The 20,256-nt window shown below is 68.6% G+C and carries 19 protein-coding genes and 1 riboswitch; of the genes, 8 read left to right on the plus strand and 11 right to left on the minus strand.

Features of this window, described 5'->3' with window-relative positions; genetic code table 11:
* Positions 1 to 36: 36 nt before the first annotated feature.
* A complete protein-coding gene (locus ROV95_RS05510) occupies positions 37 to 675 on the minus strand; it encodes an NAD(P)H-binding protein (RefSeq protein WP_312543416.1) in 639 nt (212 codons plus the stop codon).
* Between the two features lie 106 nt (positions 676 to 781).
* On the opposite strand from ROV95_RS05510, the gene ROV95_RS05515 reads away from it, so the two are divergent.
* From ROV95_RS05515 to gph, 3 genes are all read left to right on the plus strand, one after another.
* Positions 782 to 1,711: a LysR family transcriptional regulator gene (locus tag ROV95_RS05515; protein WP_312543417.1), complete on the plus strand. Its 930-nt coding sequence runs from the start codon at positions 782 to 784 to the stop codon at positions 1,709 to 1,711.
* Positions 1,708 to 2,499: a class I SAM-dependent methyltransferase gene (locus ROV95_RS05520; RefSeq protein ID WP_019660932.1), complete on the plus strand. Its 792-nt coding sequence runs from the start codon at positions 1,708 to 1,710 to the stop codon at positions 2,497 to 2,499. The genes ROV95_RS05515 and ROV95_RS05520 overlap by 4 nt, the downstream gene beginning before the upstream one ends.
* Positions 2,500 to 2,562: 63 nt before the next feature.
* On the plus strand, positions 2,563 to 3,231 hold the full coding sequence (gph, locus tag ROV95_RS05525; protein WP_019660933.1) for a phosphoglycolate phosphatase: 669 nt from the start codon (positions 2,563 to 2,565) through the stop codon (positions 3,229 to 3,231).
* Positions 3,232 to 3,350: 119 nt separating this feature from the next.
* Here the strand turns inward: gph and btuB are convergent, their stop codons facing one another.
* Complete coding sequence (btuB, locus tag ROV95_RS05530) at positions 3,351 to 5,195, minus strand: TonB-dependent vitamin B12 receptor (protein WP_312543419.1); 1,845 nt, start codon at positions 5,193 to 5,195, stop codon at positions 3,351 to 3,353.
* Positions 5,196 to 5,309: 114 nt separating this feature from the next.
* A riboswitch (cobalamin riboswitch) is annotated at positions 5,310 to 5,533 on the minus strand.
* A 143-nt stretch (positions 5,534 to 5,676) separates the two neighbouring features.
* Here btuB and ROV95_RS05535 point away from each other — a divergent pair.
* Positions 5,677 to 6,255 carry a histidine phosphatase family protein gene (locus ROV95_RS05535; RefSeq protein ID WP_312543421.1) on the plus strand — a complete coding sequence of 193 codons (579 nt, stop codon included), beginning with the start codon at positions 5,677 to 5,679 and terminating at the stop codon, positions 6,253 to 6,255.
* Positions 6,256 to 6,344: 89 nt separating this feature from the next.
* Here the strand turns inward: ROV95_RS05535 and ROV95_RS05540 are convergent, their stop codons facing one another.
* On the minus strand, positions 6,345 to 6,707 hold the full coding sequence (locus tag ROV95_RS05540) for a TfoX/Sxy family protein (protein WP_021203374.1): 363 nt from the start codon (positions 6,705 to 6,707) through the stop codon (positions 6,345 to 6,347).
* Entirely contained in the window at positions 6,704 to 7,186 is a 483-nt protein-coding gene (locus ROV95_RS05545) for a GAF domain-containing protein (RefSeq protein ID WP_005407940.1), read from the minus strand. Before ROV95_RS05545 ends, ROV95_RS05540 begins: the two co-directional genes overlap by 4 nt.
* A gap of 68 nt (positions 7,187 to 7,254) precedes the next feature.
* On the opposite strand from ROV95_RS05545, the gene bioD reads away from it, so the two are divergent.
* Positions 7,255 to 7,947, plus strand: a complete 693-nt coding sequence (gene bioD / locus ROV95_RS05550) for a dethiobiotin synthase (RefSeq protein ID WP_312543422.1) — start codon at positions 7,255 to 7,257, stop codon at positions 7,945 to 7,947.
* 64 nt (positions 7,948 to 8,011) lie between these two features.
* Here the strand turns inward: bioD and ROV95_RS05555 are convergent, their stop codons facing one another.
* From ROV95_RS05555 to msrB, 4 genes are all read right to left on the minus strand, one after another.
* Positions 8,012 to 9,460 carry a PLP-dependent aminotransferase family protein gene (locus ROV95_RS05555; protein ID WP_171953376.1) on the minus strand — a complete coding sequence of 483 codons (1,449 nt, stop codon included), beginning with the start codon at positions 9,458 to 9,460 and terminating at the stop codon, positions 8,012 to 8,014.
* 242 nt (positions 9,461 to 9,702) lie between these two features.
* Positions 9,703 to 10,440, minus strand: coding sequence for a peptide-methionine (S)-S-oxide reductase MsrA (gene msrA / locus ROV95_RS05560; protein ID WP_312543423.1), 738 nt, complete (start codon positions 10,438 to 10,440; stop codon positions 9,703 to 9,705).
* Between the two features lie 14 nt (positions 10,441 to 10,454).
* Entirely contained in the window at positions 10,455 to 12,224 is a 1,770-nt protein-coding gene (locus ROV95_RS05565; RefSeq protein WP_312543425.1) for a cytochrome c biogenesis protein CcdA, read from the minus strand.
* 2 nt (positions 12,225 to 12,226) lie between these two features.
* On the minus strand, positions 12,227 to 12,799 hold the full coding sequence (gene msrB, locus ROV95_RS05570) for a peptide-methionine (R)-S-oxide reductase MsrB (protein ID WP_111097713.1): 573 nt from the start codon (positions 12,797 to 12,799) through the stop codon (positions 12,227 to 12,229).
* 144 nt (positions 12,800 to 12,943) lie between these two features.
* On the opposite strand from msrB, the gene ROV95_RS05575 reads away from it, so the two are divergent.
* Both ROV95_RS05575 and ROV95_RS05580 read left to right on the plus strand, forming a co-directional pair.
* Complete coding sequence (locus ROV95_RS05575; RefSeq protein WP_005407947.1) at positions 12,944 to 13,663, plus strand: response regulator transcription factor; 720 nt, start codon at positions 12,944 to 12,946, stop codon at positions 13,661 to 13,663.
* Entirely contained in the window at positions 13,660 to 15,129 is a 1,470-nt protein-coding gene (locus ROV95_RS05580; protein WP_312543427.1) for a HAMP domain-containing sensor histidine kinase, read from the plus strand. The genes ROV95_RS05575 and ROV95_RS05580 overlap by 4 nt, the downstream gene beginning before the upstream one ends.
* On the opposite strand, the gene ROV95_RS05585 is transcribed toward ROV95_RS05580, so the two are convergent.
* Both ROV95_RS05585 and ROV95_RS05590 read right to left on the minus strand, forming a co-directional pair.
* Positions 15,126 to 16,472 (minus strand): ATP-binding protein, encoded by a 1,347-nt coding sequence (locus ROV95_RS05585; RefSeq protein ID WP_111102060.1) that lies wholly within the window; start codon positions 16,470 to 16,472, stop codon positions 15,126 to 15,128. The two genes, ROV95_RS05580 and ROV95_RS05585, sit on opposite strands and share 4 nt — an antisense overlap.
* Positions 16,469 to 17,158, minus strand: a complete 690-nt coding sequence (locus tag ROV95_RS05590) for a winged helix-turn-helix domain-containing protein (RefSeq protein WP_010484092.1) — start codon at positions 17,156 to 17,158, stop codon at positions 16,469 to 16,471. Before ROV95_RS05590 ends, ROV95_RS05585 begins: the two co-directional genes overlap by 4 nt.
* 347 nt (positions 17,159 to 17,505) lie before the next feature.
* Between ROV95_RS05590 and asnB the strand changes: the two genes are divergently transcribed.
* The gene (asnB, locus tag ROV95_RS05595) at positions 17,506 to 19,407 is read left to right on the plus strand and encodes an asparagine synthase (glutamine-hydrolyzing) (protein WP_308305313.1); all 1,902 of its coding nucleotides are present in this window, start codon (positions 17,506 to 17,508) and stop codon (positions 19,405 to 19,407) included.
* A 460-nt stretch (positions 19,408 to 19,867) separates the two neighbouring features.
* Here asnB and ROV95_RS05600 read toward each other — a convergent pair whose 3' ends face one another.
* The gene (locus tag ROV95_RS05600; protein ID WP_019660945.1) at positions 19,868 to 20,215 is read right to left on the minus strand and encodes a phasin family protein; all 348 of its coding nucleotides are present in this window, start codon (positions 20,213 to 20,215) and stop codon (positions 19,868 to 19,870) included.
* Positions 20,216 to 20,256: the final 41 nt, after the last annotated feature.

A 20,256-nucleotide genomic window follows, 5' to 3' on the forward strand; every position in this document is an offset into this window, starting at 1 on the left:
GAGGTAGCGCCGGGCCATGCCCGGCGGACGGCATGATCAATACGCTGCCGTGATGATCTGCTTCGGGTACTTGTGCGCTTCCAGCTCGGCGACGAACGCGGCGCCGTAGTCGGCATAACTGATGCGGCTGTGGCCGCTGGCGTCGGCCAGGAACGCCCTGGGCTGCACGCGGTAATGGCCACGCTCTTCGCCCGGGCCGATTTCGGCGGCCGGCGAGAAGAAGGTCCAGTCCAGGTCGTCCACCACCTGCAGTCGATTGAAGGCTTCTCGATGGGCCAGCGCGTATGGCTTGTAGGCCTCCGGGAAGGTGGAGGTATCGACCAGCTGCACGCCGGGTGCGACTTCCAGGCTGCCGGCACCGCCGACCACCACCAGGCGCGGTACACCGGCCTTGCGCGCGGCCGCGGCCAGCTGTGCGGCCACCTCGCCGACGCGGCCGATGTCATCGCCCGGGCGTGGGCCGTAGGCGCTGGCCAGCACGTCGTGGCCGGCGATGGCGGCGACCAGCGCGTCCTGGTCATCCAGCGAGGCGACCACCGGATGGGCGCCGGCCAGTTCGGCCGGAAGATCCTGCGCGCTGCGCACGATGACAGTGAGTTCGTGGCCGTTCGCCAGCGCGTGGCGGGCGATCTGGCGGCCGATGTTGCCGGTGGAACCGACGAAGGCGATCTTCATGGCAGGACTCCGTGGGGCGGTGTGGGGGGGACGCGGCCACTGTAGGCCGCTGCAGTCGCTCGAAAAACAGCGTATAACGCGCTTGTTTGTTGCATGGAGCGAGCATATGGACCGATTGACCGCCATGACCGTGTTCGTCGAGGTGGCCGAGCGCGGCAGCCTGACCGCAGCGGCAGAGGTGCTGGACATGTCACGGGCGATGGTCAGCCGCTACCTGGCCGAGGTCGAGGGCTGGCTGGGTGCACGCCTGCTGCACCGGACCACGCGCCGGGTCAGCCTGACCGGCCCGGGCGAGGCGGCGTTGGCGCGCTTCCGGCAGATGCTGGCGATCGGCGAAGAACTGCAGGGCGAGCTGGCCAGTGATGATCCCGAGCCGCACGGTACGCTGCGCGTGACCGCCAGCGTGTCGTTCGGGCAGAGCCACCTGGCACGGGCGGTGGCCGGTTTCGTCGCGCGCCATCCGGCGGCGCGCATCGAGCTGCTGCTGGTCGACCGCACGGTGAACCTGGTCGAGGAGCGCGTGGACCTGGCCGTGCGCATCGCGCGCCAGATCGACCCCAGCCTGATCGCGCGGCGGCTGGCCACCTGCCGCTCGGTGCTGTGCGCGACGCCGTCCTATCTGGAGGCGCGCGGTACGCCAACCGCTCCCGAACACCTGGCCGCGCACAACTGCCTGACCCACCACTACGTCGGCAAGAGCCTGTGGCAGCTGCACCGCGATGGCCGTTCGCTGTCGGTGGCTGTGGGCGGCAACATCAGTGCCAACGAGGCATCGCTGCTGCTGGAGGCGGTGCGGGCCGGTGCCGGTATCGCCATGCTGCCGACCTACCAGGTGGCGCCGATGCTGCGCAGCGGCGAACTGGTCGAACTGCTGCCCGGATTCAGTCTGGACGAGCTCGGCATTCATGCCGTGTACGCATCACGGCGACAGCAGCCCGCTATCATGCGGCGATTCCTGGACTTCCTGGGCGAGTGCTTCGCCGGCCCGGCCTTCCAGGATCTGGATTGGCGCCCGCCGGGCACGGAGGACACATGAACCATGGACAGGCCTTGATCGACCACAACCGTGCTGCCTGGGACCGCCAGGCCAGTGAAGCGCGCGAATGGTCGCGCCCGGTGGAAAGCTCAACGATTGCTGCCGCGCGCGCAGGCCGCTGGCAGGTGCACCTGACGCCGCGCGCGTTGCCGCTGGACTGGATGGGCGACGTGCGCGGCCGTCGCATCCTGTGCCTGGCCTCGGGTGGTGGCCAACAGGCACCGGTGCTTGCTGCCGCTGGCGCCGATGTCACCGTGTTCGACCTCTCCGACGGGCAGCTTGAACAGGACCGCGCGGTCGCCGCGCGCGATGGCCTGCAGCTGCGCACCGTGCAGGGTGACATGCGCGACCTGCACGTGTTTGCCAATGACAGTTTCGATGTGGTGTTCCACCCGATCTCGAACCTCTACGTCCCTGACGTGCGCCCGGTATGGACTGAATGCCGCCGCGTGCTGGCGCGCGATGGCATGCTGATGGCCAGCTTCTACAATCCGGTGCTGTTCGTGGGTGCACGCGATCCGCAGCTGGATGCACAGGGCCTGATCCGTCCGCAGTACGCCATTCCCTATTCGGATCTGGAAGACCTGCCGCAAGCCGAACGCGAGGCGAAGCTGGCCCGTGGCGACGCATTGACCTTTGGCCACAGCCTGACCGAGCTGATTGGTGGCCAGCTGGATGCCGGCTTCGTCATCGATCGCTTCATGGAAGACTGGCAGCCGCGGCCGCGCTTCCTGATCGACCGTTATCTTCCCACCTTCCTGGCCACCCGAGCGCGCCGGATCGGTTGAGGCGGATCGGCGCGGAAACCAGCGGCGTACAATGGGGGGCCCACGTCGTGCAGGTGCCGTTCCTTGTCATATCCCTATCCACTGGTCGTGTTCGACCTTGATGGCACGCTGGTCGACAGCGCAGCTGATATCGCCGAAGCGCTGAACCGCACGCTGGAGGACATCGGCATGGCACGCGTGCCGGAAGCCACCGTGCTCGGCTGGATCGGCGACGGTGTGCGCCGCCTGGTCGAACAGGCCGTGCATGCGGCAGGCCGCGAGGTCGACCTGGCCGAAGTGATGCCGGTGTTCATGGTGCACTACCGTGAATGCCTGCTGCGCAGCCCGCGCCTGTTCGATGGCGTGGCCGACGCACTGGCGCAGCTGCGCGCGCGCGACGTGCCACTGGCGATCTGCACCAACAAGCCCGAAGCACTGGTGCCGCCGCTGCTGCAGCACCTGGGCATTGGTGATGCGTTCGCGCTGATACTGGGCGGTGATTCGCTGCCGCAGCGCAAGCCCAGTGGCGAACCGCTGCGGCACATCGCCGCGCATTTCGCGCTGCCGGTGGAGGCGTGCCTGATGGTGGGAGATTCGTTGACCGACTACCGCGCCGCCGAAGATGCGGGCATGCCGATCGCGCTGGTGCGCTACGGCTATCCGCGCGGCCTGGACCTGGGCAGCGCGCACGCGGTGGCAGTGATCGACGACCTGCGTGAGTTGCCGGGGTTGGCCGCGGGCGTTCGGGCGTAGAGCTGAGCCCACGCTCGGCTGCTTCATTGCGTGAGCCGAGCATGGGCTCGGCTCTACAGTAGATCGACGCCATGCGTCGATGGCATCAGGAGGCGCCGGGCGATGCCCGGCGCGTGCCTTCATTTCGGCTGGTAACGCACGCTCAGCTGGTACTCGCGGCCGGGCTGGTTGAACCACGCCACGGTCTCGTAGCGGCGATCGAACACATTGGCGGCACGCGCCAGCAGCGTCCACGACGGCGTCAGCGCGTACTCGGCGCGCAGGTCCAGCGTACCGTAACCGCCGACCTTTATCGTGTTGGCCGCATTGTCATAACGCTTGCCTGAACCCTGAACCGTCAGGCCGGCGCGGAAGTCGCCGAAGCGGCGGTCGATGCCCAGGCGTGCGGTCTGCTGCGCGCGGCGCGGCAGCCAGTTGTCGAACTGGGTGCTGCCATGGGTACGGTTGCGCGGGTCGGTGTAGCTGAGCTGTGCGTTGATGTCGAAGCCGGCCAGCAACACGCCACCGGTCAGTTCGGCGCCGCGGATGCGGGCCTTCTCCACTTGCTGCATCCTGAAGGTCGCCGCATCGTAGGTAATCAGATCATCGATGCGGGTTTCATATACGTCCAGGCCCCAGTGCCAGCCCTGTCCCTGCTGCGAAACGCCCAGGTTGGCGCTCTTGGACTTCTCCGGGTTCAACGTCGGCACGCCGCTCCACGGGTCGTACAGATCGCTGAAGGTCGGCGCCTTGAACGCGGTGCCATAGCTGGCGTTGAGGCGCAGGCCGTGGCCCAGTTCCATCGCCCAGCCGGCGCTGCCGGTGGCGTGGTTGCCGAACTGCTGGTTGTCGTCGTTGCGTGCGCTGACCTGCAGCTGGTGGCGGCCGAAGCGGCCCTGGTACTGCACGAACACGCCGGTGTTGCGACGGCTGTCGACGAGGTACCCGGCGCTGCTGCCATCCAGGTTGTCTTCGCTCCAGTCCACGCCGGTGCTCAGCAGCTGGCCTTCGGCCATGCCGAAGTCGCCCTGCAGCGAGGCGCTGTCACGATGGGTCTGGGCGCTGCCACGGGCATCGAAGTCGCCGAAGTTGTCCGACTCGTTGTCACTGCGGCCGACATTGGCGGTGAACGCCAGGCGTTCGGACGGGGTGTAGCGCAGCTTGCCGGACAGCACCTGCTGGCGGGTTTCCGAATAGTTGTAGTAGCCGTCGTAATGGTTCTTTCCGTCGGCACGCAATGCACTGCCTTCCACGTTCCATTGGTCGTTGAAGGTGTAGCCACCGCGCAGGCTCTTGGACAGGTTGCGGTAGCCGTCGCGGTCATGCTCGTCGGCAAAGCAGCCCGCGGTGAACACCGAGGAGGAGCCGCGGCAGGCATCGATGCCATCGGAATGCTGGTAGGCGATGTCAGCGCCGAACCAGCCGCGTTCGGTGCCGCCGCCGATGCCGCCACTGGCCTCGCGCAGTCCATTGCTGCCGCCACCGAGCTGGAAATGCGGGGCGAAGTCACCCTGGCTGCGGCGGGTGAAGATCTGGATCACGCCACCGATGGCGTCCGCGCCGTACAGGCTGGACTGCGGGCCACGCACGATCTCCACGCGCTCGATCTGTGCCAGCGGCAGGTCCTGGTACATCGCCAGGCCGAGGTCGGCGCTGTTGATGCGCACGCCATCGACCAGCACCACGGTGTGGCCGGAGTTGGTGCCGCGCAGGAACAGCGAGCTCTGCTTGCCCAAGCCGCCGGCATTGGTCAGGTTGATGCCGGCGCGGCCGCGCAGCAGTTCCTGCAGCGAGGTGGCCTGGCTGGATTCGATCTGCGCGCGGTCGATCACCTGGGCCGGCGCGATGCTGTCCTGCAGGGCGATCGGGGTGCGGGTCGCAGTGACCAGGATCTGGTCGAGCGCGGTGGTGTCATTGGCGGCCTGGGCCAGCGCGGGCAGGGCGGCCAGCACGGCCAGGGACAACATTCGGGACTGCAGCTTCATGGGGGACTCCAGGTGCCACGCACGCCCGCGTGGCGAAGGGGAGGAGCCGCGAAGGCAGGCACGCGCCGATGCCGCAGCGCACGCCACGGTCATCCAGCGCCATGCCCACCGCATCGCGACCTGAGGCTTCCGGGCCGGTCTCCGGGCTTGCCGCCGGGCGGCGCGAGGCCGCCGTCCAGGCGCCTTCCCATGCCTGAGGCACAGTGGCAGTGTTGCCCGGAACTGACGTGCTTACCGTTGCGGGGGCAGCGCCGGCCTGGCGTGGAATCACGCGTCACCGGCTTCCCGTTTCAACCTGCCGGCCGTGGCCGCAGGTCACCTGGAAGTGCGCGCAGTCTACGGTATCGCAGGCAGTCCCGTTGCGTCGCGCCTGCTCGACTGCCTTTGCTGTGCCCTTAGAATGGTCCCTCGATCCCGTGGTGCCGTTGCCGATGTCCGCCCGTTTTCCGCTGTCCCCGCGTTGCCTGTACGGAACGCACGCATGATCCTCGACCTGGTCCGCCATGCCGGCAACGGTCGCGATGAGTTCCTCGATGGCCGCAGCGACCCACCGCAGCTGGCCCGCCTGCCGCAGGAACTGGTCGACGCCTACGCCGCGCAGCCCTGGGAGCGGGTGATCAGTTCGCCGCGGCTGCGCGCGCTGCACACGGCAATGGCGCTGGGCACGCCGCGCGGGCTGGACGTGGAAGCGGACGAGGAATGGGAGGAACTGGATTTCGGCGATTGGGACGGGCAGTCGCTGTTCGACCTGCCGGAGGATGCACTGGCTGCCTTCCATGCTGACCCGCATGCGTTCCCGCCGCCGAACGGCGAAAGCTGGGGCCACTTCGAGCGGCGCATCGCGCGCGCGCTGGATCGCCTGCTCGATGATGACGATCCGGTGCCGACGCTGGTGGTCAGCCATGGCGGCCCGCTGCGCATGGTGCTGTCGAAGGTCTGCGGCCTGCCGATGTCGCTGTGCTGGGCGCTGCGCATCGACCATGGCACGCGCCTGCGTGTGTGGCTGGAGCGCGGTGAGGCCGGGCTGGTGGGCGAATTGCTGGAGCTGCAGCAGCCCTGAGCTGCTCTTGTAGAGCCGAGCCATGCTCGGCTGCACTTCGATCAGAAAGGCCAGCCGAGCGTGGGCTCGGCTCTACAGGAGGGCGCGGCTCAATCCTCGTCCGCATCCTCGGCAACGCTGTCTTCCGCGTCATCGTCGGCATCGAAGCGCTGCTCATGCACCGGGCCCGACGCCGGGCCGGCTGCCTTCAGCGGATGCGCGGCGATGCGCGCTTCATAGTCCTGCACCAGCGCATCGCGCTGCGGCTCGCTCAGTTCCTGCCAGTGGCAGTCCAGCAACGCGCCTTCCAGGGAATACAGCAGGTTCAGGCTGGGCTTGAAGCCGGCACGCTTGACCTTGACGAAGGCACCGACCGCTCCGATCGCGACCAGGTCGTCGCGGCTGCGCAGGCCGACCTGGCGCAGCCAGGCCGCGCTCTTGGGGCCGATGTTGCGCAGCTTGGGTGCGTTCATCCCAGCGCCTCGACGAACACGCGGGCGATGGCTTCCAGGCCGGCCTGGTCGTCGGCATCGAAGCGGCCCACCTTCGGGCTGTCGATGTCGAACACGCCGATCAGTTCATCGCCGCGCAGCAGCGGCACCACCAGCTCCGAACGCGAGGCCGAATCACAGGCGATGTGGCCGGGGAAGGCGTCGACATCCTCCACGCGCTGGGTGACCCGCTGGCTGGCGGCGGCACCGCACACGCCCTTGTCCAGCGGGATGCGCACGCAGGCCGGCAGGCCCTGGAACGGGCCGACCACCAGTTCCTTGCCATCGTACAGGTAGAAACCCACCCAGTTCAGGTCGGGCAGGGCGTGGTAGACCAGTGCGGAGAGGTTGGCCGCGTTGGCGATGCGGTCGGACTCGGCGTAGACCAGGCCACGGGCCTGTTCCAGCAGCTGGGCGTATTGTTCCGGCTTGCTGCCGGTGAGCGAGGCATTGGCGAACATGCCTGCAGTCTAGCAAGTGCACCGGGCCGGCGATAATGCACGCACTGTTGCCCTGTTGGAGCCCATCGATGCCGTTGCCCGCTACGCTGCCGCCCGCCCTGTTCGTTACCGGCACCGACACCGAAATCGGCAAGACCGCGGCCAGCACCGCGCTGCTGCATGCACTGCGCCAGCGTGGCCTGCGCGCGGTGGGCATGAAGCCGGTGGCCAGCGGCAGCGAGGACCTGGGGCAGGGCCTGCGCAACGAGGACGCGCTGGCACTGCAGGCGGCCAGCTGGCCGGTGCCGGACTATGCCGACCTGAACCCGTATGCGCTGCGGCAGCCGCTGGCACCGGAGCTGGCGGCGGCCGAGGACGGCGTGCAGGTGGAACTGGCGCCGATCGTGGCCGCGTTCGCGCGACTGCGCGCGCAGGCCGATATCGTGGTGGTGGAGGGGGTTGGCGGTTGGCTGGCGCCGGTTTCGGCCACGCTGGACCAGCTCGACCTGGTGCGTGCGCTGCAGCTGCCGGTGCTGCTGGTGGTGGGCATGCGGCTTGGCTGCGTCAACCATGCGCGGTTGACTGCGCAATCACTGCAGGCCAGCGGCGTGGACCGCCTGGGCTGGATCGGCAACCACATTGATCCTGCGATGCAGCGCCAGGACGAGAACATCGCCACGCTGCAGCAGCGCCTGCCGATGCCGTGCTGGGGACGGCTGCCGCATCTGCCGGGGGCGGATGGTGAAGCGTTGAGCGCGCATCTGTTCGACGACCTGGGGTAGTGCCGGCCGCTGGCCGGCAACCTCGATGAATCACGTCCATGCAGTTGCCGGCCAGCGGCCGGCACTACCGTGCTGCAGCCGCCAGCTCCCGCGCAATCGCACCCAGCCGCTCCACCGCACCGATGAAGCGCGCATCCAGGCTCTGGCAGCACGACAGCCGCAGGCAGTGGCGGTAGCGTGCGCCGCGCGAGTACACCTGGCCCGGCATGAACACGATGTCCTCCAGCAGCGCTCGCTCGAACAGCTCGCGCGTGTCCACGCCCGGCAGTTCCAGCCACAGCAGGAAGCCGCCCTGCGGTTCGGTGGCGCGGGTGCCGGCCGGGAAGTGTTCGGCCACCAGCTGGCGCAGCCGCCCGACCTGTTCGCGGTACAGGCGGCGCATGCGGTGCAGATGGTGCTCGTAGCTGCCTGCTTCCAGATACGCGGCCACCGCATCGCCGAGCAGCTGCGGCTCGCCGCCGGTGGACTGGAACTTCAGCAGTGCGATGCGCTCTGCGAAGCGGCCGCCATCCAGCCAGCCGATGCGGTAATCCGGCGCCAGTGTCTTTGAGAAGCCACCCACCACCATCACCCAGCCATCGCGATCGAAGGCTTTCAGCAAGGGTGCCGGTGGTTCGCAGAACTGCAGCTCGGCGTACACCGCATCCTCGATCAGCGGCAGCTGCCGTGCGTTGACCAGCTCGGCCAGGCGTTGTTTGGCGGCGGTCGGCATGGTGCAGCCGAGCGGGTTGTGCACGGTCGGCATCACCACCAGTGCGGCCAGCGGCCTGTGCTCCAGCAGCGCATCCAGTGCATCCACGTCCAGTCCGTGCTGCGGGTGGGTGGGCAACTCGATGGCCTGCAGGCCGAGGTTGGCCAGCAACGGATACAGGTTGAAGTAGGACGGCGCCTCGATGCCCACCGCGTCACCGGGCTGGGTGACCGCGCGCAACGCCAGCTGCAGGGCTTCCATCGCACCATGGGTCAGCAGGAGTCGCTCGGCGTGGGTGTGCAGTCCCATGCGCGGACTGCGGCGCACGATCTGTGCCAGCAGCCGGGGGGAGCCGTTGGGTCTCGCATAGGTCTCCACCGTCTGCTGGCCGTGGCGCAGCACCTGCGCGGTATGCCGGGCCAGCTGCGCGCCGGGATAGAACTGGCGACCACGTGGGCCGGCGAAGGCCAGATCGACCACACCCGGGCGGCGCTGTGCTTCCAGTACCCGGGCCATCAGGACCTGCTGCAGCGGCGCGGTGGGCGCGGATGGGGTGTCGCGCAGCGAACGCTCCGGCACCGACAGCCGCGGCGCGACTTCGAAGCCCGCCTTCGGCCGCGGAATCACCAGTCCGGCGTCCTCCAGCTGGCGATAGGCGGCAATCACCGTGTTCAGGCTGAGCCTGCGCTGCAGGGCCATCTGTCGCAGCGAGGGCAGGCGGCTGCCTACTGGAAGCCGGCCGCCGTGGATGGCCTCGGCCAGTTCGTCGGACAGCCGTTGGTAGCGGGGTGGGATCATCGCGCTCTGGTCATCTGTATCCATCGAACTTCCCGCCATCTGGTGCTGTACCCATGATGAGGGCGAGCCTAGCATGTCGTTGTCGGCCGGGCCTGATCGGGGCACGGCCGATACTTCCCAAACGCACGGCTGGATGGCCGTGCGTCTTTTTTTGTGTGTAGAGCCGAGCCCATGCTCGGCTGCACTTCCGCCAACAGCAGCCGAGCGTGGGCTCGGCTCTACAGAGAGCACCGCCGAGCGTCGGTCAGCCCAAGGGGGAATGCCGGCTACCGCATCGGCACCAGCGCCGCCTCGCGCCGGTACAGCGCCGGGAACTGCTTGCCCAGCGCCGCAAGCTTCGGTGCGTCGTAGTAGCGGATGTAGGCCGCCTGCGGGTAGTTGGTCATGTAGTTCTGGTGGTAGCTTTCGGCCGGGTAGAAGCGCTGGCCGCTGACCAGCTGGGTGACGATCGGTGCGCGGTAGCTGCCGGCCTGGCCGAGCTGGGCGATGTAGGCGCGGCTGGCTGCCTGCTGGCGGGCGTCATCGGTGAAGATTGCCGATCGATACTGGCTGCCGTGGTCCGGCCCCTGGCGGTTGAGCTGGGTCGGGTCGTGTGCCACCGAGAAGAACACCTGCATCAACTGCCCGTAGCTGACCTGGCGCGGGTCGTAGTTGATCCTCACTGCTTCGGCGTGGCCGGTCTGGCCGCTGCTGACCCGCTCGTAACGCGCGTCGGCGGCGCTGCCGCCGATGTAGCCGGACACCGCATTGCTCACGCCCTTGACGTGCTGGAACACGCCCTGCACGCCCCAGAAGCAACCGCCGGCGAACACCACGCTGGCGTGGGTCGCGTCATCGCGGAACGCCGCATCGCCCGTGGGTGCCGGTACTGCCTGGGTCTGCGCGCTGGCTTCGACCGGCGCCGCAGCCGCGCCGTGGTCGACCAGCAGCACACCGGCGATCAATGCGGTGGCCACCAGTCCGGCGACACCGGCGGCGATGCCCTGTTCAAAGGAGAGTTTCATCATGTCCTCCCGTTTCAACCAAAAGTGAAGGCATAGGCCTGCACGCCCGCATCGAGGAATTCGATCTCGAAGCGGTGCGGACCGACCGTGCCGCGCTGGCGCACCAGCTGGTACAGGCGGTGCTCGTCGACCACGCCACTGCCATCGGCATCGACATCGCTGCCGGCATCGGCGGCGGGCAGCGGCTTGCCGTCCAGCCAGACGCGAAAGCGCACCGGCGTGCCGTCGCGGGTCGGTGCCAGCACCAGGTGCAGGTCGCGCGCATGGAACTGGAAGGCAATGCGGCCACCGGCCCGCTGCAGCTCTGCGGCCTCGTCGGTAATGGTCCAGTGGCCGGACAGTCCCCACTGGTTCAACGCCAGGGTGGTCGGCAGCGTGTAGTCGAACGCGCTGTCGCTGCGCTGTCCGCCGGGTGAGGCGAACTGCTCGGCACGGGCGTGGCCGAGGTAGGTTTCCGGCGAGCGCAGGTTGCCCATGTCGGCCTGCACGGCCACGCCCTTCAGGTCGGCGGCAGCGGGATCGGCCGGTGGCGGCAGGTTCGTCTGCCCGGCTTCGGCCAGCAGGCGACGGATCACCTGTTCCGAGCGCGCGTAGTTGCCTTCGCCGAACTGGTGGCCGCGGATGTTGCCCTGCGCATCGACGAAGTACTGCGCCGGCCAGTAGCGGTTGTTGAACGCGCGCCAGATCGTGTACTGGTTGTCGAGCGCCACCGGGTACTCGACCTTCAGCTGCTGCACCGCCTTCATCACGTTGCGTGGGTTACGCTCGAAGGCGAACTCCGGCGTGTGTATGCCGATCACCACCAGGCCGTGGTCACGGTAGCGGCGTTCCCATTCGTGCACGAACGGCATCGCGCGCAGGCAGTTGATGCAGGAGTACGTCCAGAAATCGACCAGTACCACCTTGCCGCGCAGCTGCTGGGCCGTCAGCGGTGGGCTGTTGAGCCAGCCGGTGGCGCCGTCCAGCGCGGGCAGGGTGCCTTCCACCGGCAGCGGTGCATCGGCTGCGGCGTTGGCACCGGCCATCATCATCATCGGCGGTGCCGCCGGCTGCGCGCCGGGTACCGCATCCAGCAGGCCCTGCTCGATGCGTGCGGTGCTGACCGTCGAAAGACGGGTGAGCAGGCCGGTATCCCAGCCCAGACCAATCGCCACCACCGCCAGCAGCGCAGCCACGCCCAGCACCTTGCGCAGTGCGTCGCCGAGACCAAGCCGCGCCTGCAGTGCGCGGAACACGCGGCCGCCCACCCACACCGCCAGTGCCAGCGCGGTGATCGCGCCCAGCGCATACGCCAGCAGCAGGGCACTGGTGCCGACGCTGGCGCCATGCAGGGCGGCACCGGTCAGCACCAGGCCGAGGATCGGCCCCGCGCAGGGCGCCCACAGCAGGCCGGTGGCGACGCCGATCAGCAGCGAGGTCCACGCGCCGCCGTGCCCCGCGGCATCCGCCGCATCGGCACGCGCGCTCAGCCGTGCGCCGACGCGCTGGAATGGCGCCAGCAGATTGTCGGCCAGTCGCGGCCACAACAGTGCCAGCGCGAACAGCGCCATCAGCAGCAGGGCGACCCAGCGTCCGACCTGGTTGGCCTGCGCCACCCATTGGCTGCCCACCGCAGCCAGGCTGGCAACCACGGTGAAGGTGAGCGCCATGCCCAGCAGCAACGGCAGCGTGCTGCGCAGGAAGGGGCGGTCGGCACGCGCGAACACGAACGGCAGCACCGGCAGGATGCACGGGCTGAGCAGGGTCAGCGCGCCGCCGAGGTAGGCAAGCAGCAACAGCAGCATCGTCAGGCTCCGGAAGCAGGGGAAGAACCGACCGGCACCCGCCAGCCGTCGGCGGTACCGTCCGTGGCGCCGGGAACGAACACCATCGCCGCACCGTTCATGCAGTAGCGCAGCCCCGTCGGGCGCGGGCCGTCGTTGAACACGTGGCCAAGGTGGCCACCACAGCGGCGGCAGTGCACCTCCACCCGCAGCATCCCGAAGGTCACGTCGCGGTCTTCGCCGATGGCGTTGTGCAGCGGTGCCCAGAAGCTGGGCCAGCCGGTGCCGCTCTCGAACTTGGTGGAGGAGGAGAACAGCGGCAGTGCACAGCCGGCGCAGGCGAAGGTGCCTTGCCGGTGTTCCTTGTTGAGCGGGCTGCTCCAGGGGCGTTCGGTGCCCTGCTGGCGCAGCACCGCGTACTGCGCCGGGGTCAACCGCTGGCGCCATTGCGCATCGCTGTGCATGACCTCGAACTGTCGCGGCGGGCGCGCTTCAGCGGCCGCCGGGGCGGCGCGGCTGCAGGCCCCCAGACCGAGCAGGCCGGCAGCGGTGGCAACACCACCCAGGCCCAGCAGATGGCGGCGGGACAGGGACATGGCGGACTCCGGGAAGGGGCGACGGGGCCATGCTGCACCCGCCCGGGTCAACGAATCCTCACGCAGGATTCAATTTTTCGTGAGGTATCGGCGGCCGCCCCGCGCCACAATGCTGCCAGCCTCCCCACTGGCCCCGAGCTGCCGATGTCGACCAAACGCGTGCTGATCGTTGAAGACGATGCCCACATCGCCGACCTGCTGCGCATGCACCTGGGCGATGAGGGCTACGACGTGGCCCATGCCGCCAGCGGCGATGCCGGCCTGCGCCTGCTGGAGCAGGAAGGTCCGTGGGATGCATTGGTGCTGGACGTGATGCTGCCCGGCGTGGATGGCCTGCAGGTCTGCCAGCGTGCACGCGCGATGGCGCGCTATGTGCCGATCATCATCATCAGCGCGCGCGGCAGCGAAACCCAGCGCATCGTCGGCCTGGAACTGGGCGCGGACGATTATCTGGCAAAGCCCTTCTCGATGCCGGAACTGGTAGCGCGGGTGCGCGCATTGCTGCGCCGCGCCGAGGCGATGGCGCAGAGCGCACGCATCGATGCCGGCGCGATCGAACTGGGCGGCCTGCAGCTGGATCCGGTCGCGCGCACCGCCTCGGTGGATGGCAACGCGCTGGAGCTGACCCCGCGCGAGTTCGACCTGCTGCTGTTCTTCGCCCGTCATCCGGACCAGGTGTTCGCGCGCATGGAACTGCTCAACCAGGTCTGGGGCTACCAGCACGATGGCTACGAACACACGGTCAACACCCATATCAATCGCCTGCGCAGCAAGATCGAGCCGGACCCGGCCAACCCACGGCGGTTGCTGACGGTGTGGGGCCGCGGCTACAAGCTGGTCGATCCGGCCGGGGCGGCGGCATGATCAAGCCGAACCTGTGGCAGAAGCTGGCGGTGGTGACCGCTGCGCTGATGCTGGCGTGCTGCATGGCGCTGCTTGCACTGCAGATGCGGGCCAACACCCGCCACGAGCAGGAGGTGGTACAGCGGCTGTCGCTGGGCCTGGCCGAGCACATTGCCCAGCGCAGCGAGCTGATGGATACCAGCGGCATGCGCGATGCCGCCGTGCGCGCGCTGTTCGGCCAGCTGATGGCGGTCAACCCGAGCGTCGAGGTCTACCTGCTGGACGACCAGGGCCGCATCCTTGGCCACGATGCGCCCAGTGGGCACCTGGTGCGCACCCGGGTGGACGTGGCGCCGCTGCGCCGCCTGCTGGCGGGAGCACCGTTGCCGATCCTCGGTGATGATCCGCGCAGCGCCGATGGCCGCAAGGTGTTCAGTGCTGCACCGTTGATCGTGCAGGGCCGCCAGGCCGGCTATGTGTACGTGGTGCTGGTGGGCGAGCACCGGCAGATGCTGGCCGACGACCTCGCCGCCGGCAGCCAGTGGAACACCACGCTGTGGTCGGTGGCACTCGTTGGTGGCCTCGGCCTGCTGGCCGGGCTGGTGGCCTTCTACTGGGTGACACGCCCGCTGCGGCGGCTGACCCGGCGCATCCAGGCCTTCGACATCGATGCACCCACGCCACTGCCGCCGGCGGAGCCGCTGCGCCCGGGTGAGCGCGATGAACTGGTGATCCTCGAACATGCGCATGCGCAGATGGCGCAACGGTTGGGCGAGCAGTGGCAGCAGCTGCGCCAGCAGGATCTGCAGCGCCGCGAGCTGGTCGCCAACATCTCGCATGACCTGCGTACGCCGTTGTCGTCGCTGCATGGCTACCTGGAAACACTGGCGTTGAAGGACGCCACGCTGTCGCCGGACGAGCGGCGCCGTTATCTCGGCATCGCGCTGGCACAGAGTGCCAAGGTCGGCCGGCTGGCACGCGCGCTGTTCGAGCTGGCGCGGCTGGAACATGGCGAAGTGCGCCTGGAGTGGGAAGTGTTCGCGCTGCCGGAACTGCTGCAGGACGTGCTGCAGAAATTCGAGCTGGCGGCGCAGGCGCGCAACCAGCACCTGCACGCCAAGTTCCCGCCCGGCCTGCCGCTGGTGCGTGCCGATCTGGGCCTGGTCGAGCGGGTGCTGACCAACCTGCTCGACAACGCGCTGCGGCATGCACCCGAGGGTGGGCAGATCGAGGTGCGCCTGCGCGCAACCGATGACAGCGTGGAGGTGAGCGTGGCCGATGATGGCCCCGGGGTGGCGCCAGCGCTGCGCACCCACCTGTTCCAGGCACCGGCCGCGCTCGGCGCTCGGCGTGGCGACAACGGCGGGCTGGGCCTGCTGATCGTGCAGCGCATCGTGCAGCTGCATGGGCGCAGGATCGAACTGCGTGACAGCGCGAGCGGCGCGTTGTTCGTGTTTGCCCTGCCACGCGCCGAACCGGCGGCCTAGCAGGCCGGTTCGCCCGTCACCGCACCGCCGCTTTCCAGCGGCAGTTTCAGGCGGATGCACGCACCTCCCAGTTCGGAGTCGGTCACTTCAACGTGGCCGCCGTGCTTGTCCGCCACCACCTGCACCAGCGCCAGGCCGAGGCCGAAGCCCGGGCTGCCCGGGTCCAGCCGCACGTAGGGTTGCAGTACCTGGCCGCGCAGTTCGGGTGCGATGCCGGGGCCGTCGTCCTCCACCTGCAGGCACAGCCAGCCGTCATTGACGGTGCTGGCAATACGGATCTGCCGGCGCGCGTAACGCAGTGCATTGCCGAGCAGGTTGCGCAGTGCCAGCTCCAGCATGTGCCGGTTGACGTTGACCAGGCCCACCGGCGACAGCGCCTGCTGAACCGGCACCGGCAGCGGCGCGAACTGGGCGACCACGCCGCGCACCAGCGCCGCCAGCTGCAGGCGCTGGCGGGTCAGCTGATGGCAGCGACCCAGTGCGGCGTACTCGACGCCGGCGTCGGTCAGGTGCTGCAGCCGATCCACATCGGTGCGCAGGCCGCCCAGCGCATCGCGCTGCACGTCGTCGAGTGCGCTGTCTTCCAGCTCGGCCAGGCCGAAACGCATCCGTGCCAACGGCGTGCGGACTTCGTGCGCCACCGCCTGCGCGAGCACCCGCTGGCTTTCCAGCAGTTGCTGCAGCTGCTCGGCCATGTGGTTGAAGGCATTGGCCAGCGGCCGCACCAGTGCGGTGCCGGCGCGCGGCGCACGCGTGTCCAGCTGGCCGTCGCGCATCCGCCGCGCCGCCTGGGCCAGCTGCGAGACGTCGCGCCACAGCCGGTAGACCATCACGTACATCGGCAGTGCCACCGCCACCATCAGGATCAGCAGCAGGATCGCCACGCCGGAGACTTCGCTGTCCTGCCAGCTTTCGTCAGGCAGCGCTTCGTCCAGCGGCCCCAGCATCAGCGCGTAGCCGCTGTCACCGATGCGCTGCAGGCTGCGCATGTGCTCCAGGTCGATCTGCACCCGGCCGTTGTTGAATGGCGGTCGCTGGCTGGACTGCAGCGCCTTCACCGCCTCGGCCAAAGGAACCAGGCGTAGGGCATAGGCGAAATCAGCGTCGAGTTCGCGGGCCAGCGCCGGCCACTGTTCACGCGGGGTTTCGGCGAAGCGATGCTGCAGCAGCGCGTGCGTGCCGCGCATCTCGGCCTGCAGGCCGGCTTCGGTGCGGTCTTCCAGCAGGGCATCCCAGGCCCACAGGCCCAGCACGATCAGCAACAGATGGGCGAGCAGGAAGCCGATGCCGTAGCGCAGGAAGTGGAAGGCGTGGCCGCGCATCGCCGACGGCGTGCGCGTCATCCCCATGCCGAGCGGCTGAACAGGTAGCCGCGGCCGCGAACGGTCTTGATCCGTTCTGGCTGCTCCGGGTTGTCGCCCAGCTTGCGGCGCAGGCGCGAGATGCGGGCATCGATCGAGCGGTCCAGGCCGTCGAAGGCGATCCCGCGCAGGCCGCGCAGCAGCGCATCGCGGTCCAGGATCTGGCCGGCGTTGCTGGCCAGCAGGAACAGCAGGTCGAACTCGGCCGTGGTGAGCTCCAGCAGGCCGCCCTGCAGGTGTACGTTGCGGGTGGAAGGGTCGATGTTCAGCTCGCCGAAGCGCAGGCTGCCGTCACGTGGCTCGACCCGGCGGTGGCGGCGCAGGTGGGCACGCAGCCGGGCCAGCAGCACCCTCGGTTCGATCGGTTTGCCGATGTAATCGTCGGCCCCCAGTTCCAGGCCCAGCACCTGGTCGATGTTGTCGGTGCGGGCGGTCAGCACGCAGATGATGCCGTCATAGTGGGGCCGGATCTGCCGACACACTTCGAAACCATCCTGGTCGGGCAGGCCGACATCGAGCAGGACCAGCGCCGGCTTTTCCGCCAGGATCCGGGCCACTGCCCGCTCGCCGCTGCGTTCATGGGCGACCTGGTAGCCATGCCGCTGCAGGTAGTCACTGACCATCGTTCCCAGGCGGGCATCGTCTTCGACCAGTACGATATCCAGCATTTCCAAGGCCTCCGTGGACGCAAACGTACCGCCACGGCACGAGCGCGGCGATGCTATCCCAGCCTGCGGGCCGCCCGGGTCCAGCGGGTGGGCGCCATTCAGCCGGGGTTGCTGGCGCTGGGGCCGCACTCCAGGCCTGGCAACAGCTTGGCGTTGAGCATAGCCTGAGGCTGTTACAAAGCGTTACCTTCGTGATACGTCTGGTGACCATCGCTGACAGCAACGCGACTGACGCGGGGCCGTCAGGGCGCAGAGCATGGAGTCTCCTCCGCTCCGCGTGCCGTTCCCATGTCGCCCGCCCTCTACCTGCTGAACCCGTCCCGTCGCTGCCGCTGCAGAGGTGCCCGATGAGTGGCGTGGTCGGGGCCTGGCTGCCACCTGCCGAGGACGAACACCTGCTGCAGCGCCTGGCACCGATGCTGCGCGCCCTGCAGCAGCGCGGCCGGGGCCGCATTGGCTACTGGACCGACGCCGGGGCCGGCCTGGCACTGGGCCACTGCCGGGCGCCCACCGATACGCCATTACAGCCGCTGAGCTCGGACTGCGGTCGCTACGTGCTGTGCCTGGACGGCCGCCTGTACAACCGCAGTGACCTGCAGGCGCAGCTGCGCGACCTGCCACGCAGTTGCAGCGATGCGCGGCTGCTGCTGCAGGCGATCGTCGAATGGGGCGTGGAGCGGGCGCTGTCGCGCATCGAGGGCGCGTTCGGTTTCAGTGTGTGGGACCGGGAGGCGCGCGAACTGTGGCTGGCCCGCGACCGGGTCGGCGAGCGGCCGCTGTACTACGGCTGGTACCAGGGCCAGTTCCTGTTTGCCTCGGAGTTGAAGGCGCTTCAGGCCTTCGCCGGATTTGCCCCTGGCATCGACCAGGATGCGCTGAGCCTGCTGCTGCGCCATGACTATGTGCCGGCACCACACACCATCTACCGCGGTATCCACAAGCTGGTGGCCGGCGCGATGCTGCGCATCGATCTGAATGACCATGCGGCTGGCGGTTCCAGCCAGGCCACACAGGGCGGCTCACGCTACTGGTGTGCACGCGATGCGATGCAGAGCGCGCTGCAGGAACCACTGCAGCCGGCACCCAGCCTGGAGCAGGCCACCGACCAGCTGGAAGCGGTACTGCAGAAGGCCATTGCCGCACGCATGCACTCGCCGCTGGCTTGCGGCGCGTTCCTGTCCGGAGGCACCGATTCCTCATTGGTAACCGCAATGATGCAGGCGCAGTCGACTCTGCCGATCGAAGCCTGGACGGTCGGTTTCGACGATCCCGGCCATGATGAGAGCGACTGGGCCTCGCAGGTCGCGCGTCACCTGGGCGTGCAGCATCACCTGCACCGCATGGACGCGCGCCAGGGCCTGGACCTGCTGCAGCGCCTGCCGCAGGTCTGGTGCGAGCCGTTCGCCGATGCCTCGCAGCTGCCGACCCTGCTCGCCAGCGAACTGCTGGGCGCTCGCAAGCCGGTTGCACTGACCGGTGATGGCGGCGATGAACTGTTCTTCGGTCACCCCAGCTACGGCCGCGCGCTGCGCAATGCACGCCTGTGCGGCGGCCTGCCGGACTGGGTGCGTGACCTGGCACGGCGCAGCGGCAACCGGATGAACGTGGAGCGAGGCCGCCTCGGCGGCTGGCGTGCGCTGGTGGCGGAAGTCGCCGCCAACGACGTGGAAGGCCACTACCTGCAGCGCGTGACGCGCTGGCGGCAGCCGGCGCAGGTAGTGCTGGGTGCGCGTGAGCCGCTGACGATCTTCCAGCAGCAGGACACGGCGCTGCCGGCCGAGGCGCGCATCCAGCTGCTGGATTTCCGCATGGACCTGGCCGAGGGCATCCTTGCCAAGGTTGATCGCGCGGGCATGGCGGCGGGCGTTGAAACCCGTGCGCCATTGCTGGACATGGAGGTGGTGCGCCTGGCCTGGCGCCTGCCGCAGCACCTGAAGTACCACGATGGCGAACACAAACTCATTCTGAAGAATCTGTTGGCACGTTACCTGCCCGAGCCGCTGGTGTACCGTCCCAAGCGTGGCTTTGGCCCGCCCATGGCGCGCTGGCTGGCCGGTCCGTTGCGCGATTGGGCGGAGGCGCTGCTGGACCCGCAGCTGCTTCGCAACCAGGGCTGCTTCGATGCGGCACGCGTGCGCGGCATCTGGGAAGCGTTCCTGCGCGGCGAGCGCAAGTGGCACACGCACCTGTGGAACGTGCTGATGTTCCAGGCGTGGCACCAGCACTGGCACGGTGGTCGCGGGCGCTGAGGTTCCTTTGCGGTGTGTTCTGCGTGGCGTGTGGCGGATTCGTTCTGCGTGGCGCAGGGCGGAGACCCTTGCGTACGAATGTCCTCCGGCGCCGGCCGTTGGCCGTCACCTCCCCCTTTACTTCGTACGCAAGGGCCTCCGCCCTGCGTTCGGAGTTCGTCGGTGCCTCATTGAAAAGTTGCCATGAGCACTGAGCTTTAGCTGCCGTAAGCCGAGCCTCGTCGGGGCGGGCAGGGGCCTGGGCAAAGTAAAGGAGGAGGTGACGGCCAACGGCCGGCGCCGGGGGACATTTGCCCAGGCCCCTGCCCGCCCCGGCGGGGCCCATCAGCTCGCAGGAAATCCAGACGAGGAAGCGCTCTTGAATCCAGACAACGGGCAAAAAAAGACCCGGCAGAGGGAGGGATCTGCCGGGTCCGGATTGCATGGGGGGAGGGACCCACGCAATGAGCGTTGCGTCGCGTCAGTGGTTGCTCGCGTCCGCCGTTGATTCGTTGTAACCCTGCACCAGTTCGGACCACGCCTTGCTGGCCACCAGGCCGAGACCGACCACGTCCTGCTGGGCCTGGCCCAGCCGCTGCAGGTTGTCCTGCCACAGCTGTGCGCCCTTGTTGAGCATCCCGGCCGCGTCGTCGCTGCGGGCCAGTTCGCCCAGCCAGCCGCCGGTCGCGGTCAGGTTGCGCTCCATCACCTTCAACTGCACGCCGAACATGCTTTCCGCGTTCTCCAACGCCAATCGGTTTGCGCGCGTTGCGGCGGCGGCGAACTGGCGGGTGGCATCACTGAAGCGATCGCTGAAGGCGGCGGCCATGGGGGCATCAGGGAGTGGCTTGATGCATTGCAGCATACGCC

Origin of the sequence: Stenotrophomonas maltophilia group sp. msm1, assembly GCF_032025805.1 — a bacterium.
GTDB classification, from domain to species: domain Bacteria; phylum Pseudomonadota; class Gammaproteobacteria; order Xanthomonadales; family Xanthomonadaceae; genus Stenotrophomonas; species Stenotrophomonas hibiscicola.